We start from the raw sequence: 15,030 nt of genomic DNA, 5'->3' as shown, positions 1-15,030 counted from the left end.
CTCCTTACTTCGCGGTGAGGCCGGGCTTTGCCACGGCGACGATGTTGGGACCGGCGACGGTCGCCTCGAGGATGCGGTTCGACTGGGTGTTGATGACGCGGATCACGTCGCCCCGGCCGCCGTCCTGCAGGGCCTTGCCCTGGGCCGACAGGGTCAGGTTCTCGGTGGCCAGCGTGATGGTGACCAGCGCGCCCTTGTCCACGACCCGCGGCGACTGCAGGTCGCGCAGCCGGACCGGCTGGCTCACCGGGACGCCGCGCCGGGGAGTCAGGCCGATGAGCTGGGCGTCGGTGGCGGCGATGTCGCTTCCGGCGAGGTCGGCGCGCACGTCCTGCCAGTCCACGTCGCCGGGGCCGATCACGTCGCCGGGCGCGATGCGCCGCGACAGCACCGGCACCTGCACCACGCCATAGGCGCGGCCCGACACCGGAAGGCGCACGACCGGGCGGGTGTCGGCGACGATCATCTCCGCGGCGAAGCGGCCCTGCGCCGGGTTGTAGTAGAGGTTCTCCACCGTCAGGCTGCCGGCGCCCGCCGGCGCGCGCAATTCCACCGCCCGGTTGTCCAGCTCCATCTGCAGGCGGCCCGTGGTGATCTGGCGGGACAGCGCATCGGACAGCACCGCCTCGACATGGGCCGGGCTGTAGACCACCGCCTGTGCCGCCGCGGTGCCATCCATCGTTTGGGCGAGGGCCGACCGGGCAAAGACCGTCGGGCCGCCGGCGAGGGCGGCGGCGAGAAGGGCGGTGCCGAGGATGCGGAGAGCGGGGCGGGGCATGGCGGGAGTTCCTTGCGAAAACGAGCCTTACGACGGTGCCGAAATCAGCGGAGCTGCGAGGCCTGCTGCATCATCTCGTCGGTGGTCTTGATGACCTTGGAGTTCATCTCGTAGGCGCGCTGGGCGGAGATCAGGGTGGTGATCTCCTGCACGATGTTGACGTTGGAGGTTTCCAGCGCGCCCTGCACCACGCGGCCGAAGCCGGGAGCGCCGGGGTTGCCGCCGACCGCCTCGCCCGACGCGCCGGTCTGCAGGAACAGGTTGTCGCCGACCGCTTCCAGGCCGGCCGCGTTGGCGAAGGTGGCGAGCTGGAGCTGACCGACATTCTGCTGGGCCACCTGGCCGTCCAGCTTCACCATCACCTCGCCCGAGGCGTTGATGGCGACGTCCACCGCTTCCGCCGGGATGGTGATCGCCGGCTGCACCGGATAGCCGTCGGCGGTGACGATGATGCCCTCCGGCGACAGCTTGAAATTGCCGGCGCGGGTGTAGGCCGTGTCGCCGCTGGGGAGTTGCACCTGGAAATAGCCGGAGCCGTTGACGGCGACGTCCAGCTTGTTGTCGGTGACCGTCAGGTTACCCTGCTCCAGCACGCGGGCCACCGCGGCGACGCGCACGCCGGCGCCCACCTGCACGCCGGTCGGCACGATGGTGCCGGCGTCCGACGAGGTGGAGCCGATGCGGCGGAAGTTCTGGTACAGCAGGTCCTGGAACTCGGCCCGCTGCTTCTTGAAGCCGGTCGTCGTCGCGTTTGCGATGTTGTTCGAGATGGTTTCGACGTTCAGCTGCTGGGCGATCATGCCGGTGGCGCCGATGGCGAGGCTGCGCATGGTTCTTGCTCCTTTACGCGGTCGATCAGGCCGTGCGGCCCAGCTTCTGGATGGCGCTGCGGATGCGCTCGTGCTCGTTCTCGATCAGCTTCTGGTTCGATTGGTACTGGCGCTGGATCTCGATCAGCGCCGTCATCTCGACCACCGGCTTCACGTTGGAATTCTCTAGCATTCCCTGTGCCACCTTCGTGTCGGCGGGGGCCGCCTGCGGCTCCTCGTCGCTGACGTAGAGACCGGCGCCGACCTCGGTCATCAGCTGTTCGTTGCGGAAGGTGACGATGTTCAGCCGGCCCACCGGACCCAGCTCGGTGGAGACGGTGCCGTCGCCGGACACCATGATGTCCCTGGTGCCGTTCGGGATCGCGAGGGGCTGGCCGTTGTCGCCGAGGACCGGCAGGCCGCCGCCGTCGACGATCTGGCGCTGGTCGTTCAGGCGGAAATTGCCGGCGCGGGTGTAGCGGGGGCCGCTCGCCGTATCGACCGTGAAGTAGCCGTGGCCGGTCAGCGCCATGTCCAGCGGGTTGCCGGTCTGCATCATCCCGCCGGCCGAGAGGTCGCGCACCACGGCGCGGTCCTGCACGAAGCTGATCTGCTCGTGCATGCCCGGACGCTCCAGGAACTCCGTGAACAGCATGCGCTGCTGCTTGAAGCCCGTGGTGTTCATGTTCGCGATGTTGTTCGAGATCACGTCCAACTGGCGGCGCAGGGTCATCTGGCGCGACAGGGACACGTAGATCGGGTTTTCCATCGGCGGCCTCTTTCCATTCGGACCGGGGGAGCGTCCCGACCGGCGCAAATGGCAATGCACGGCGCGTGCCAGCGCCGAAAACGACCAGGATGATTGGAATGGCCGCGGACGCCGCCGCCGGGGAAGCGCCTGCCGGGCAAGAACTGCCGGTGGGCTGGCAAGGGCTGCCGCCCGACGCCGGGCAAAAGCGTCCCGGTGCCGCGGCGTTGGCGGCGCGCGGATCATGGCAGCTTCCTCCGCCGGAGGCGGCGGGCATGGAAAGGCGGGGCAGGGTGGTGCGGACGGGGATGGCGGGCGTGGTTCGGGCGTTCGCTCCTCGGTTGACGGGGATTTCCGGCGATGCCCCAATCAAGAACCGTGCCGCTGTCTGTGGTTGCGCTTCTGTCACAGCCCCGGACTGTGCCTGAAAGGCTTTGTTAACTATCCGAAAGATAGGGTTGCTGCGCTGGTAAGGCCACGCTCCGCCACCGCTCGCGCTTAGGATTCCATGACCGCGCACGCTGAAGACGACGTTTCGACCGATGGCCTGCCGCGCAAGAAATTCAGCGGCAAGAAGCTGGTCCTGTTCGTCATCCTGCCGCTGGTGCTGCTGATCGGCGCCGGGGCGGGCGTGTATTTCAGCGGCCTGCTCGACTCGCTGCTCGGCAAGAAGGAGGAGCACGCGGAGGTGCCGGCGGAGCCGGCGCAGCCCGATCCGCACGCGGCACCGGTCTTCTACGACCTGCCGGACATGCTGGTGAACCTGAACAGCAGCGGCAAGCGCCCGGCCTTCCTGAAGATCAAGATCTCGATCCAGCTTGCCAAGGGCGAGGACATCCCGGCGATCGAGCATGTGCTGCCGCGCATCATCGACAACTTCCAGGTCTATCTGCGCGAACTGCGGCTGGAGGACCTGAAGGGGTCGGCCGGCATGTACCGCCTGCGCCAGGAACTGCTGATGCGGATCACCGCGTCCGCCCATCCGGTGAAGGTCAAGGACGTTCTGTTCAAGGAAATGCTGGTCCAGTAGGGGCGGCGGAAACGGGCCATGAGCAACACCGAGGAACTGAGCGAAGAGGAACGCCTTGCCGCCGAATGGGCCGCCCTCGCCGAAGACGGCGGCGACATGGGCGAGATGGCGGACATGGGCGGTGGCGGCTCGACCCGCGTCCTGAACCAGGACGAGATCGACAGCCTGCTCGGCTTCGACCAGGGCGGGGCCGGGGACGGCGACAACTCCGGCATCATGGCGCTGGTCAACTCGGCGCTGGTCAACTACGAACGCCTGCCCATGCTGGAGGTGGTCTTCGACCGCCTCGTCCGCATGATGTCCACGTCCTTGCGCAACTTCACCTCCGACAACGTCGAGGTGAGCCTCGACCAGATTTCCTCGGTGCGCTTCGGCGACTATCTCAACTCAATCCCGCTTCCGGCGATGCTGTCCGTCTTCAAGGCGGAGGAGTGGGACAACTACGGCCTGATGGTCGTGGACTCGGCGCTGATCTACTCCATCGTCGACGTGCTGCTGGGCGGGCGGCGCGGCACCGCGGCGATGCGCATCGAGGGCCGGCCTTACACGACCATCGAGCGCAACCTCGTCGAGCGCATGGTCCATGTGGTGCTGTCCGACCTGTCCGCCGCCTTCGACCCGCTGTCGCCCGTCACCTTCCGCTTCGACCGGTTGGAGACCAACCCGCGCTTCGCGACCATCGCGCGCCCGGCCAACGCGGCGGTGCTGGTCAAGCTGCGCATCGACATGGAGGATCGCGGCGGCCGCCTGGAGCTGATGATCCCCTACGCGACGCTGGAGCCGGTGCGCGAGCTTCTGCTCCAGATGTTCATGGGCGAGAAGTTCGGCCGCGACTCGATCTGGGAAACCCACCTCGCCTCGGAACTTCTGGTCACCGATGTGGACATCTCCGCGGTGCTGGACGAGGTGACGATGACCCTGCACGACGTGCTGAACTGGCGCGTCGGCACGCGAATCCTTCTGAACGCCACGCCGGACGGCACCATCGAGCTGCGCTGCGGCGACGTTTCCATGTTCCAAGGCCGCATGGGCCGCAAGGGCGGGCACATCGCCGTGCGGATCGAGCGGGAGCTGCCCAAGCAGGAGGTCATGCGGCTATGAGCCCGACCCTCACGCTCGTCCTCGATCTGGTGATGGTGGGGCTGCTCGCCGCGACCATCGCCTACGCGATCATCCTCAACCGGCAGATCATCAAGCTGCGCGAGAGCCGCGGCGAGATGGCCGAGCTGGTGCGCGGCCTGAACGAGGCCATGTCGCGCGCCGAAACCGGCGTGCGTGGTCTGAAGAAGACGGCCCACGACACCGGCGACGATCTGCAGCGCACGGTCGCCAAGGCGCAGACCCTGCGCGACGAGCTGGAATTCATGATCGAGGCCGCCGACGCCATGGCGAACCGGCTGGGCAACGTTGGCGGGGAGCGTCCGAAGCCGGGCCCGGCGGCGCGTCCGGCGGCACGCCCCGGCCTGTCCGCCCGTCCGCCCGTCGCGTCGCGCCCGGCCGTCGCCCCGCGCCCGATCGTCGAGGACGATCTCGGTCACGACGATCACGACGATCATGATCTCCACGGCCACGATCTCCACGGCAACGATCTCCACGACGGCGGTCACATCGATCACGACGATCTGCCGCCGCTGCGTTCCGCCGCCTTCCGGAACGAGCCGCTGCGCGCTGATCCGCTGCGGGCCGATCCGTTGCGGGCCGATCCATTGTCGCGCCGCCCGGCGCCGTCGTCCGATCCCATCCTGCGCGAGGGCGAAAGCCTGTCCCGCGCCGAACGTGAACTTCTGCAAGCCATCGAGAACGCCGGCAAGGGGGTCGGATGAGCGACGCCACCACCACGAAAGGCGCACCCGCTGCCGTCGGCGGAGGGGAGCCCAAGGTTGTGATCCGCCCGGCCGGGGCCACCCCGACCGGCGTCCGCACCAGCCCGAGCGTTGCCGGCCAACCGCCGGCCCAGAACATGGCCCAGGCCGCTGCCAAAGCGAAGCCGAAGGCCAAGGTGAAGGCGAAGGCGAAGCGCAAGCCCGCCGTTCCGCGCCGCCCGCTGTCGGAGCGGATGCGCGAGAAGATGAAGGCGTGGCGGTTCCGCATTCTGCCGCTGACCATCTTCGTCGCCGTCCTGATGCTGGGGGTGCGCGTCGGCGATCTGTGGCGGATCACCACGCGCGATGCCCGCCTGCCGGAGTTCCCGGCGACCCTGGCCCAAGGGCAGAGCGCTGTTCCGGCGCCACCCATGCAACTGGCCGCCAACGGCGCCAAGCCCTCACCCGAACCGGCACCGGCCCAGGGCGGATCGAGCAACGGTGCGCCGCCCAACCCGACGCCGCCGGACAACGCCGCCCTCGGCCCGGTGAAGAACGAGGAGCTTCTCCAGCATTTCGCCGAGCGGCGCGCCGAGATCGAGCGCCGCACCAAGGAGCTGGAGCAGCGCGAAGCCCTGCTGACCGCCGCCGAGAAGCGCATCGATCAGAAGGTGCAAGAGATGGACAAGGTCCGCTCCGACATCCAGAAGCTGATGCGCCAGGGCGATGAGAAGCAGGCCGCACAGCTCGAAAGCCTCGTGAAGATCTACGAGACGATGAAGCCCAAGGAAGCTGCACGCATCTTCGAGGAGCTGGACATGCCCGTCCTCCTGGGTGTGGTGGAGAAGATGAAGGAAACCAAGACGGCGCCGATCCTGGCCGCGATGGACCCGCTGAAGGCCAAGGAGCTGACCTCCGCCCTCATCGAGCGGCGCGGGGTGCCCGCGTCACCGAAGAACTGAATACGCTCTTTGGTTGAGGTGACGGCAAGACGGGTATGACCGTGCGGTTGGTCATACCCGCCGCCGACGGCGCCTCTACTGAATATACGTACACGTACTGTCAGGATGGTAGAAGGCCTGCAACGGTCGGCTTCGGTTCATGTTGGCTCCGGCGTGTTCGGGCAGCGCAAGTTTGCCCAACAACAAGAAGGAAGGAGACAAGATGAACGACCAGAACCAGGGCCGTAGCTCGGGCGGTCAGCACTCCGGCGGCAACTTCAAGAACGATCCGGAGCGCGCGGCGGAAGCCGGCCACAAGGGCGGTCAGGTTTCCGGCGGCAACTTCAAGAACGACCCGGAGCGCGCCTCCGAAGCCGGCCATAAGGGTGGACAGGCGTCCGGCGGCAACTTCAAGAACGATCCGGAGCGTGCGTCGGAAGCCGGCCACAAGGGTGGACAGGTGTCCGGCGGCAACTTCAAGAACGATCCGGAACGCGCATCGGAAGCGGGCCGCAAGGGCGGCGAACACAGCCATGGCGGCGGGCGGGGCAGCGGGAGCTGACCGCCGGGACTGTTTTACCGGAACTGTCTTACCCCTGACTGTTTCATCGGCCCACGAGCCGAACGGAACAGTCGCACGGTGCAACGGTGAAGAAGGGCCGCCCCCGAGGCGGCCCTTTGTCCGTTTACGGGCACCGATTGAAACAAATTGCCGCAGCTCTCTTTGAAATTCGACAATGGCGAGCGTTGGTCGAAGGCTTGCGGGCGCAGAACAACGCTTCCGCTTTCTTTCTGGATGCGTGATCCCGCCCCGTCTTTGCGTTGCAACGTTTCAGGCGCTTAACGGCGTGTTAACCGAGCGAAATTAGGGTTGGAAAGGCTGACGAGGCTCCGAGTCGGCGGCGGCCGTGCGAGGACGCGAGGTCGGGTCGAACCCGCTTCCGGCGTCTGCGTCCGGGCCGGCCGACGCACCCGATCGCACGCAGGCCGGACAAGACCACGGAACGCTCACATCGGAACGCACATGGCCCCGCCCGTTTCCACCTCGCTCGCCGACCAGAAACTCCTGCGCCAGCAGCTCGACGCCGCCCACGCCGAGGCGGCCCAGCCGCTGACCCGCGAGGAGGTGACGGACATCGTCCGCTCCATCCTCGGCAGCATGGACGGCGACATCTCCGCCACAGACCTGCGCCTCTACAAGGAGGTGGTCGACCTCGCCCGCTTCATCGAGAGCGCCAAGCAGGAGCTGGCGGCGCTCCAGCCCGCGGAAATCCGCGACCAGCACATCCCCAACGCCACCGATGAGCTGGACGCCGTCGTCGGCGCCACGGAACAGGCCACCTTCGCCATCTTCGACGCCTGCGACGTCATCACGGGCATCTCTGGCCAGATCGATCCGGAGAACTCCGCGAAGCTGACCGAGCAGGTGACCAAGATCTTCGAGGCCTGCAACTTCCAGGACATCACCGGCCAGCGCATTTCCAAGGTCGTGCGCACGCTCAAGCACATCGAATCGAAGGTGGACATGATCGTCGCGGCCTTCGGCGACGAGGTGCGGCAGAACCACACCCGCCCCGCCGCCGCGGTCGCCGCGGCCGAGGTTCACACCGATCCGTCGCCGAACTTCGCCACCGACCGCCCGGCGGACGACCCGGAGGCCGGGCTGCTGCACGGGCCGCAGATGACCAGCGCCGCCATGGACCAGGACGAGATCGACCGCCTGCTGGCGAGCTTCGATTAATCCCATGGCTGCGCCCGGCCACAGGAAGCCGGACCTGTCGGGCAGCCGGCCGAACCCGAACAACGGAAGCATCGTGCTTCTGCTGTCGCTGTTCCTGCTGCTGCTCGTCTTCTTCATCGTGCTGAACGCCCAGTCCGTGCAGACCGCCCAGCGGGTGCGCACGGTGCTGGTGTCGCTGGAGCGCAGCTTCCCCGCCTTCTACATCGACCCCCGCCTGCGCGAGCCGGCCGACCCGCTGGCCTCGCGCGCCGGCACTGTCTTCGCGGTGCAGCGGCTGGACGGTCTGGGCAACCTGTTCGCCACCGCCGTCGCCGTGGCGAAGGTCGACAGCGTCACGCCGGGCCGCCTGCTGGAGGTGCGCCTCCCCGCCGATGAGCTGTTCCTGCCCGGCACCGCCGATCTGCGTCCGGACCGCATCGGGCTGATCGACCGGGTGGCCGACGCGCTGCTGCAGAACCGTCCCGGCGAGCGGATCGAGCTGGACGCGCTGCTCTCCATCGGCCCGGCGGGCGGTCCCAGCCAGCCGCCGGGGCCGGTGGTGCGGGCGGGCGCACTGGCCCGGCTGCTGATCGCCGACGGGGCGCCGGCGGACGCGGTGACGGTGGGCATCGAGCGCGGCGCGCCGGGCGCTGTCCGCCTGCTGTTCAGCCTGCGTGCCCTGGACGACGCGCCGGGGGGAGGGCGCCGATGATCCGCCTCCCCAAACTCCCCAAGGCCGAGGACAAGAGCGGCGGCCACAACCGGACGATCTGGCTGATCAGCTTCACCGACCTGATGTCGCTGCTGCTCGCCTTCTTCGTGCTGATGTATTCGATGAGCGAGCCGGAGGCCCAGCGCTGGACCGGGCTGGTCAAGTCGCTGTCGTCGGCCCGGTCCACGGCGGTCACGCCCTCCGCGACTCCGCCCGAGCCGAAGGCCGCCTTCAACGCCGCCACAGTGGAGTCATATTCGGCGATCAATCTGGATTATCTCAGCGCCCTGCTTCGTACCCAGACCGCGGCCAACGAGGATCTGGCGGCGGTGGAGGTGCGGCGGGAGGACGATCGCGTGGTGATCGGCCTGCCGGCCCATGTGATGTTCGACCCGACCGGCGGCAGCTTCACCGACCAGGGGCGGCGCGTGCTGTATCTGCTGGGCGCGGCGGTGGGCCGGATCGGCAACCGGATCGAGGTGGTCGGTCACGCCGAGCGCGAGGACCAGTCTGCGGGGCTGGCCTGGGAACGCGCCCTGACGCGCGCGGTTGCCGTTGCGGCGCTGCTGCGCGAAACGGGCTACAAGCGCGATCTCGTGGCGCGCAGCCTGATGAGCGAAGCGCCCGGCATCGATCCGGTGCCGGGCGGGGCGCGGGTGGATGTGGTGGTGCGTGAGGAGACGGCCGGGCCGCCGGTGTCCGGGGCGGCCACCGATGCGGAGCCGGAGGAGTGAAACGGATGGGGCGGGGCGGGGCATACCGGCGCTGGCTGAGCGGCTTCGTGGCCGCCACGGCTGTGCTTGCCGTCCAGATCGCCGTTTCGCCGACCGCCTGGGCGATCGACGTTCCGGTGCGCGCCGCCACCCACAAGACCTTCGGCCGCATGGTCTTCGACTGGCCGCGCCAGACCGGCTACAGCGCGTCGGTGGAGGGCAACACGCTGGTCGTCCGCTTCGACGAGCCGATCAACGCCGCGCTCGACCGCGCGGTGGCGGCCTTGCCCGGCTATCTGTCCGGGGTCAGGATCGGCGGCGACGGCAAGACGGTGACCTTCGACCTGAAGCGGCCGGTGACGCTGAAGAGCTTCCGCAACGGCAACGCCGTCGCGCTTGACCTCACTCCCGCCACGGAGGCACCGGCCCAGAGCCAGACGCCGGCCCAGGCCCCCGCTCCAGCGGCCAAGGCCGAGACACCGGCCACACCCGCTCCGGCGCGCTCCGCGGGACGGGTGACGGTCAGCGCCGCCGACACGCCGGAGCAGAGCCGCCTGTCCTTCACCTGGCCGGAGGGTGCCAACTACACGCTGCGCCGCGACGGCGCATCGGCCACGCTGCTGTTCGATCGCAACGGCACCGCCGATCTGGCGCCGGTGGCCAGGACAACGCTGCGCAACATCCAGAATGTGGAGCAGTTCCGGCAGGCCAACGGCGCGCTGGCCTTCACCTTCGCCGTGCCGCAGGACGCCGAGATCAAGGACAGCAAGTCGGGCCGTTCCGTGGTGATCGACGTGCAGAATCCGGGCACGCGCGCCGGTCTGCCGATGGGCGACGCGGCGAATGCGGCTCCGCCGTCCGGCGCCACCACGACCACGGTACGTCCGCCCTCGGCAGAAGCCGCGGCACCGCAGCCTGCAACGGCGACACCCCCGGCCCCCGCCAGGCCGGCTGCGGCACCGCCCCCGCCGAAGGAGGTTGCGGCGGCCCCCGCGCCCGCGAAGCCCGAAGCCGCCAAACCCGATCCGGCCAAACCCGATCCGGCGAAGGCCGAGCCGCAGGGACCGACGCTGGTGTTCGACGCGGGTGGCCCGGCGTCCATCGCCGTTTATCCGCGCGCCGGTCACCTCTACATCGTGTTCGACAAGCCGCTGCCCATCGGCGCCGGAAAGGCCATCGGCGGGGCCGGGACGGTCGGCGCGATCGAGCCGGTGCCGGCCACCGGCGGCAGCGCCTTCCGCACCAAAATCGGGCCTCTGGTCTGGCCGAAGATCGAACGGCAGGGGACGAGTTGGAAGATCACGCCGACCAGCCGCCTGACCGGCACGCCGCCCTTCGAGCTGAAGATCGATCCTGAACCGGATTTCCTGCTGGGCGCCCGTCTGCTGGTGCGCGCCGCGGATGCGGCGACCGTGGTGACGCTGTCCGATCCCGACGTCGGCGACCGCCTCCAGGTGGTGCCGCTTCCGGTTCCCGGTAACGCCATTCCCGAGTCGCACCGTTATGCCGACCTTGAGTTGCTGCCCAGCTACCAGGGGGTCGTCGTGCGGCCGATCGCCGACGCGGTCACCGTGCGCCCGGTCAAGGAGGGGGTGGAGGTGACGGCGGCGGGTGGCCTGCACCTGTCGCCCATGGCCGATGCCGGAAGCCGCCCGGCGGCGTCCTCGCAAACGGCCTCGCTTCCGCCGAAGCCGTCTCCCGGCGGCGCCTCCAACACGCTGACGCCGCCCACCGACCCGAAGCCGGTGCCCTCCGGGCGCCGCCTGTTCGACCTGCCGGCCTGGAAGAAGGGCGACCTCGACCATTACACCGAGGCGCGGCAGAATCTTCAGCTCAACATCGTCAACGCGCCCGACTCCGAACGGCCCCGCGCCCAGCTCGACCTTGCCCGCTTCTATCTGGCGAACGGCTTCGGGCAGGAGGCCATCGGCATGATGGATGTGCTGCAGGAAGCGCAGCCCGATCTGGAAGGCTGGCCGGAATTCCGCGCCCTGCGCGGGGCCGCGCGTTTCCTCGCCGGAAACACCGACGCCGCGGCGGAGGATTTCGCCCACCCGAACCTCGCCAACAACGGCGAGGCCGCGCTGTGGCGCGCCGCCATCGCGGCGGACCGCAACGACTGGCCGGCGGCCCAGTCCGGCTTCAAGGCGGCGGCGCCGATCCTGAATTCCTACCCCGACCCGATCCTGACCAAGCTGGCGACCCGCGCCGCCGAGGCCGCGCTGAAGACCGGCGACGCGCCCTTCGCCAAGCGGCTGCTCGACCGCATCGTCGAGCGCGGCGGCACGGACGCTGAGGAACGGCCCGACGTCCAGTATCTCCGCGGCCTCTACTACGCCCAGACCAACGAGCCGGAGCGGGCGCTGGAGCAGTTGACCGCCTCCTACAACAGCCTCGACCGCTATTACCGGGCCAAGGCCGGGCTGGCGCTGGTCAACCTGCAACTGGCGGAAGGCCACATGTCGCCGCCGGCCGCGGCGGAGCGGCTGGCCGGGCTGACCTTCACGTGGCGCGGCGACGAGCTGGAGATGCAGATCCGCCAGCGCATGGGCGAGGTGCTGATCGCCGCCGGCCAGTACGCCGACGGCTTCAACGCCATGAAGGAGACCGCCGCCCTGGTCGCCGACACGCCGCGGGCGGAGGAGATCACCCGCGAGATGTCGCGCATCTTCGCCGATCTCTACAAGGACGGGGCGCAGAAGCTGCCGACCATCGAGGCGCTCCAGCTCTACGACCAGTTCCGCGAGCTGACCCCGGTGGGCGAGGCGGGCGACGAGGTGATCCGGCAACTTGCCGAGCGGCTGATCTCGGTGGACCTGCTGAACCGGGCCGCCGACCTGCTGCAGCATCAGGTGGAATACCGCCTGTCCGGCGAGGACAAGGCGCGGGTCGGCACACGGCTCGCCTCCGTCCGCCTGCTCGACAACAAGCCGGAGGACGCGTTGCGCGCGCTGGAGCTGTCCAACGTGCCGAACCTGCCGGCCGATCTCGTCGGCGAGCGCCGCCTGATGCAGGCCAAGGCGCTGGCCGAGCTGGGCCGCGGCGACGAGGCGCTGCTGCTGCTTTCCGAGGACGACAGCAAGCCGGCCAACTCGCTGCGGGTGGACATCGCGTGGCGCGCCCAGAAATGGGAGGCCGCGGCCTTTGCCCTGAACAAGCTGATCGGTCCGCCGCCGCCGACACAGCCGATCAACCCGGCGACCTCGCAGCTTGTCCTGAACCGTGCGGTGGCGCTGGCCTTGGCCGGGGACGGCACGAACCTGAACCTGCTGCGCAAGGAGTTCGGCTCGGCGATGACCAACGGTCCCGACGCCGACGCCTTCCGCGTGCTGACCCGGCCGGAGCAGGCGCTGGGCCTGATCGACGTCAACACCGTGCGCTCCCGCGTCGCCGAGGTGGACGTGTTCCAGAAGTTCCTGAAGAACTACCGCGGCAAGCAGAGCGCGGCGATCAACTAGGCCCCTCTCCGGATTCGACCGGGGCGGGAGGTTGTGTTAGGGTTTTGCATCGGAATGCATGCGTCCCAGGGGATTCGGTGATGGATCGCGAATCGGAAATCCTGTCGAAGCTCGATCAGCTCATCGATATGCAGCATGCGACTCAGGGCGACATCCGCGAGTTGAAGGGGCAGATGTCCATCATGCTGATGTGGCTGCAGTCCATGGATCAATGTTTTTCGGCGTTGATGGCACCGGTCAATCCGCCGGTCAAGCCTGCAGCCTGACCTTGCTCTCTCGCAAAAAAAAGCCCCTTTCCATCGGAAAGGGGCTTTTTCGTTGGCGCGTCGGCAATGCGTCAGAGCTGGACCTGGGTGCCCAGCTCGACCACGCGGTTCGGCGGGATCTTGAAGAAGTCGGTGGCGCTGACCGCGGTGCGCGACATCACGACGAACAGCTTCTCCCGCCACTGGGCCATCTGCGGGTTGATGCGGGGGATCAGCGTCTCGCGGCCCAGGAAGAAGGAGGTCGTCATCACGTCGAACTCCAGCCCGAACGCCTTGCACAGCCGCAGCGCCTTGGGGATGTTCGGCTCCTGCGAGAAGCCGTAGCGCACCGTCAGACGGTAGAAGCCGTCGGCCAGCCCCTCCAGGACAACGCGCTCCTTGGCCGGAACGCGGGGCACGTCCTCGACCATCACGGTCAGGAAGACGATGCGCTCGTGCATCACCTGATTGTGCTTCAGGTTGTGCAGCAGGGCGATCGGCACCGTGTCGGCGCTGGAGGTCAGGAAGATCGCCGTTCCCTTCACCCGCTGGATGTCGGAGGACTTGGCGTGCCGCTTGACGAAGCCGTCCAGCGGCAGGGAATCCTCGGCCAGCCGGCGATTCAGGACGGCGCGGCCGCGGCGCCACGTCGACATCAGCCCCAGAGTCACCGCGGCGATGACCAGCGGCACCCAGCCGCCATGGGGGATCTTCACCGCGTTGGCGAGGAACAGAGCCAGATCGACGCTGAGGAACAGCGCGCCCAGCGCCAGACAGACGGACAGGCTCCAGCCCCAGCGGCGGTGCGCCACGACCAGCGCCAGGATGGTGGTGATGACCATGTCGCCGGTCACCGCGATGCCATAGGCGGTCGCCAGCCGGCTGGAGGATTCGAACCAAAGGACCAGCCCGATGACCGCGAACAGCAGGCCCCAGTTGGCGCGCGGGATGTAGATCTGCCCGCCTTCCTCCTGCGAGGTGTGGCGGATGTCCAGCCGCGGGCACAGGCCGAGCTGCACCGCCTGACGGGTCAGCGAGAAGACGCCGGAAATCACCGCCTGGCTGGCGATCACCGCCGCGCAGGTCGACAGCAGGATCATCGGATAGAGACCCCACTCCGGCACCAGCAGATAGAAGGGGCTGCGCACCGCCGTGGGATCGCTCAGCAGCAGGGCGCACTGGCCGAGATAGTTCAGCAGAAGCGCGGGCAGCACCACGGCCAGCCACGCCACCTTGATGGGGCGGCGGCCGAAATGGCCCATGTCGGCGTAGAGCGCCTCGCCCCCGGTGACCGCCAGCACGACGGCGCCCAGCACCAGGAAGCCGATCCAGCCGTTGGAGGCGAAGAAACGGACGGCATGGCGCGGGTCGAGCGCGGCCAGAACCTGCGGCTCCTTGACCAGCTCGATCAGGCCGAGCAGGCCCAGCGTGGCGAACCAGGCGACCATGATCGGGCCGAACAGCCGGCCGACCCTCTCGGTGCCGCGGCTCTGGATCGCGAACAGGGCGATCAGAATGCCCACGGTCACCGGCACGACGACCCGCTCCAGCGCCGGTTGCGCCACCTCCAGCCCCTCCACCGCGGAGAGGACGGAGATGGCCGGGGTGATCATGCCGTCGCCGTAGAACAGGGCGGCGCCGAACAGGCCCATCGCCATCAGGCCGGACAGCCGTCCGGTCGAGTCGGGGCGGCTGTTGGTCGCCAGGGCCAGCAGGGCCAGGATGCCGCCTTCGCCCTTGTTGTCGGCGCGCATGACGAACAGCACGTATTTGACCGTGACCACGAGCACCAGCGCCCAGAAGACCATGGACATGATGCCCAGGATGTTCTGCGGCGTGAGGGCGAGCCCATGCTCCGGCGAAAAGCATTCGCGCAGCGTGTAGAGCGGGCTGGTGCCGATGTCGCCGTAAACGACGCCAAGCGCACCGAGGGTGAGCGCGGCCAGCCTGCCCTTGTCGGGTGCCGCGGCTTTCAGGGTCGTGTCTGACATGTGGGACGTCGAGGAGGTCCGTTGGGAGTCCGAGCGGGGGACGAAGAAGCCACAAGCTGCGGGTACGGCGGCGGTCGGTGCGC

Annotated in this window: 14 protein-coding genes; 10 read left to right on the top strand and 4 right to left on the bottom strand. The window is 68.6% G+C overall.

The genetic code is table 11. The annotated features are described in order from the left end of the window. Positions 1–4: 4 nt before the first annotated feature. The 3 genes from flgA to flgF are packed head-to-tail and all read right to left on the bottom strand — an operon-like array spanning position 5 to position 2,356. The gene (gene flgA, locus ACFPMG_RS33335; RefSeq protein WP_377000232.1) at positions 5–778 is read right to left on the bottom strand and encodes a flagellar basal body P-ring formation chaperone FlgA; all 774 of its coding nucleotides are present in this window, start codon (positions 776–778) and stop codon (positions 5–7) included. A gap of 44 nt (positions 779–822) precedes the next feature. Then, complete coding sequence (flgG, locus tag ACFPMG_RS33330) at positions 823–1,608, bottom strand: flagellar basal-body rod protein FlgG (protein ID WP_014240989.1); 786 nt, start codon at positions 1,606–1,608, stop codon at positions 823–825. Between the two features lie 25 nt (positions 1,609–1,633). Next, positions 1,634–2,356, bottom strand: a complete 723-nt coding sequence (flgF, locus tag ACFPMG_RS33325) for a flagellar basal-body rod protein FlgF (RefSeq protein WP_377000230.1) — start codon at positions 2,354–2,356, stop codon at positions 1,634–1,636. A gap of 487 nt (positions 2,357–2,843) precedes the next feature. On the opposite strand from flgF, the gene ACFPMG_RS33320 reads away from it, so the two are divergent. The 10 genes from ACFPMG_RS33320 to ACFPMG_RS33275 all read left to right on the top strand — a co-directional run bounded on the left by ACFPMG_RS33320 (position 2,844) and on the right by ACFPMG_RS33275 (position 12,977). Continuing rightward, positions 2,844–3,365 carry a flagellar basal body-associated FliL family protein gene (locus ACFPMG_RS33320; RefSeq protein WP_014240986.1) on the top strand — a complete coding sequence of 174 codons (522 nt, stop codon included), beginning with the start codon at positions 2,844–2,846 and terminating at the stop codon, positions 3,363–3,365. Positions 3,366–3,383: 18 nt separating this feature from the next. Continuing rightward, positions 3,384–4,466 (top strand): flagellar motor switch protein FliM, encoded by a 1,083-nt coding sequence (fliM, locus tag ACFPMG_RS33315; protein ID WP_014240985.1) that lies wholly within the window; start codon positions 3,384–3,386, stop codon positions 4,464–4,466. After that, positions 4,463–5,188, top strand: coding sequence for a DUF6468 domain-containing protein (locus tag ACFPMG_RS33310; RefSeq protein ID WP_377000227.1), 726 nt, complete (start codon positions 4,463–4,465; stop codon positions 5,186–5,188). Before fliM ends, ACFPMG_RS33310 begins: the two co-directional genes overlap by 4 nt. Then, a complete protein-coding gene (locus tag ACFPMG_RS33305) occupies positions 5,185–6,129 on the top strand; it encodes a MotE family protein (protein WP_377000225.1) in 945 nt (314 codons plus the stop codon). The genes ACFPMG_RS33310 and ACFPMG_RS33305 overlap by 4 nt, the downstream gene beginning before the upstream one ends. A 202-nt stretch (positions 6,130–6,331) precedes the next feature. Then, complete coding sequence (locus ACFPMG_RS35450; RefSeq protein WP_377000223.1) at positions 6,332–6,670, top strand: con-10 family general stress protein; 339 nt, start codon at positions 6,332–6,334, stop codon at positions 6,668–6,670. 462 nt (positions 6,671–7,132) lie between these two features. Then, on the top strand, positions 7,133–7,849 hold the full coding sequence (locus ACFPMG_RS33295; RefSeq protein WP_377000221.1) for a protein phosphatase CheZ: 717 nt from the start codon (positions 7,133–7,135) through the stop codon (positions 7,847–7,849). A 4-nt stretch (positions 7,850–7,853) separates the two neighbouring features. Further along, complete coding sequence (locus ACFPMG_RS33290) at positions 7,854–8,540, top strand: hypothetical protein (protein ID WP_377000219.1); 687 nt, start codon at positions 7,854–7,856, stop codon at positions 8,538–8,540. Beyond that, positions 8,537–9,274 carry a flagellar motor protein MotB gene (locus tag ACFPMG_RS33285; RefSeq protein ID WP_035674985.1) on the top strand — a complete coding sequence of 246 codons (738 nt, stop codon included), beginning with the start codon at positions 8,537–8,539 and terminating at the stop codon, positions 9,272–9,274. The genes ACFPMG_RS33290 and ACFPMG_RS33285 overlap by 4 nt, the downstream gene beginning before the upstream one ends. Positions 9,275–9,279: 5 nt before the next feature. Continuing rightward, entirely contained in the window at positions 9,280–12,711 is a 3,432-nt protein-coding gene (locus ACFPMG_RS33280) for a tetratricopeptide repeat protein (RefSeq protein WP_377000217.1), read from the top strand. Positions 12,712–12,791: 80 nt separating this feature from the next. Next, complete coding sequence (locus ACFPMG_RS33275) at positions 12,792–12,977, top strand: hypothetical protein (RefSeq protein ID WP_377000215.1); 186 nt, start codon at positions 12,792–12,794, stop codon at positions 12,975–12,977. Between the two features lie 71 nt (positions 12,978–13,048). Here the strand turns inward: ACFPMG_RS33275 and ACFPMG_RS33270 are convergent, their stop codons facing one another. Continuing rightward, positions 13,049–14,947, bottom strand: coding sequence for a potassium transporter Kup (locus ACFPMG_RS33270; protein WP_377000213.1), 1,899 nt, complete (start codon positions 14,945–14,947; stop codon positions 13,049–13,051). Positions 14,948–15,030 lie beyond the last annotated feature (83 nt).

It is taken from the genome of Azospirillum himalayense, assembly GCF_042657465.1.
Classification (GTDB): domain Bacteria; phylum Pseudomonadota; class Alphaproteobacteria; order Azospirillales; family Azospirillaceae; genus Azospirillum; species Azospirillum himalayense.
The sequence above is the reverse complement of the archived record's forward strand: the minus strand, read 5'-3'. Positions and strand labels throughout refer to the sequence as shown.

Coding starts and splice junctions, on each gene's coding strand:
- flgA (WP_377000232.1), bottom strand. CDS start 778: ATGCCCCGCCCCGCTCTCCGCATCCTCGGCACCGCCCTTCTCGCCGCC.
- flgG (WP_014240989.1), bottom strand. CDS start 1,608: ATGCGCAGCCTCGCCATCGGCGCCACCGGCATGATCGCCCAGCAGCTG.
- flgF (WP_377000230.1), bottom strand. CDS start 2,356: ATGGAAAACCCGATCTACGTGTCCCTGTCGCGCCAGATGACCCTGCGC.
- ACFPMG_RS33320 (WP_014240986.1), top strand. CDS start 2,844: ATGACCGCGCACGCTGAAGACGACGTTTCGACCGATGGCCTGCCGCGC.
- fliM (WP_014240985.1), top strand. CDS start 3,384: ATGAGCAACACCGAGGAACTGAGCGAAGAGGAACGCCTTGCCGCCGAA.
- ACFPMG_RS33310 (WP_377000227.1), top strand. CDS start 4,463: ATGAGCCCGACCCTCACGCTCGTCCTCGATCTGGTGATGGTGGGGCTG.
- ACFPMG_RS33305 (WP_377000225.1), top strand. CDS start 5,185: ATGAGCGACGCCACCACCACGAAAGGCGCACCCGCTGCCGTCGGCGGA.
- ACFPMG_RS35450 (WP_377000223.1), top strand. CDS start 6,332: ATGAACGACCAGAACCAGGGCCGTAGCTCGGGCGGTCAGCACTCCGGC.
- ACFPMG_RS33295 (WP_377000221.1), top strand. CDS start 7,133: ATGGCCCCGCCCGTTTCCACCTCGCTCGCCGACCAGAAACTCCTGCGC.
- ACFPMG_RS33290 (WP_377000219.1), top strand. CDS start 7,854: ATGGCTGCGCCCGGCCACAGGAAGCCGGACCTGTCGGGCAGCCGGCCG.
- ACFPMG_RS33285 (WP_035674985.1), top strand. CDS start 8,537: ATGATCCGCCTCCCCAAACTCCCCAAGGCCGAGGACAAGAGCGGCGGC.
- ACFPMG_RS33280 (WP_377000217.1), top strand. CDS start 9,280: ATGGGGCGGGGCGGGGCATACCGGCGCTGGCTGAGCGGCTTCGTGGCC.
- ACFPMG_RS33275 (WP_377000215.1), top strand. CDS start 12,792: ATGGATCGCGAATCGGAAATCCTGTCGAAGCTCGATCAGCTCATCGAT.
- ACFPMG_RS33270 (WP_377000213.1), bottom strand. CDS start 14,947: ATGTCAGACACGACCCTGAAAGCCGCGGCACCCGACAAGGGCAGGCTG.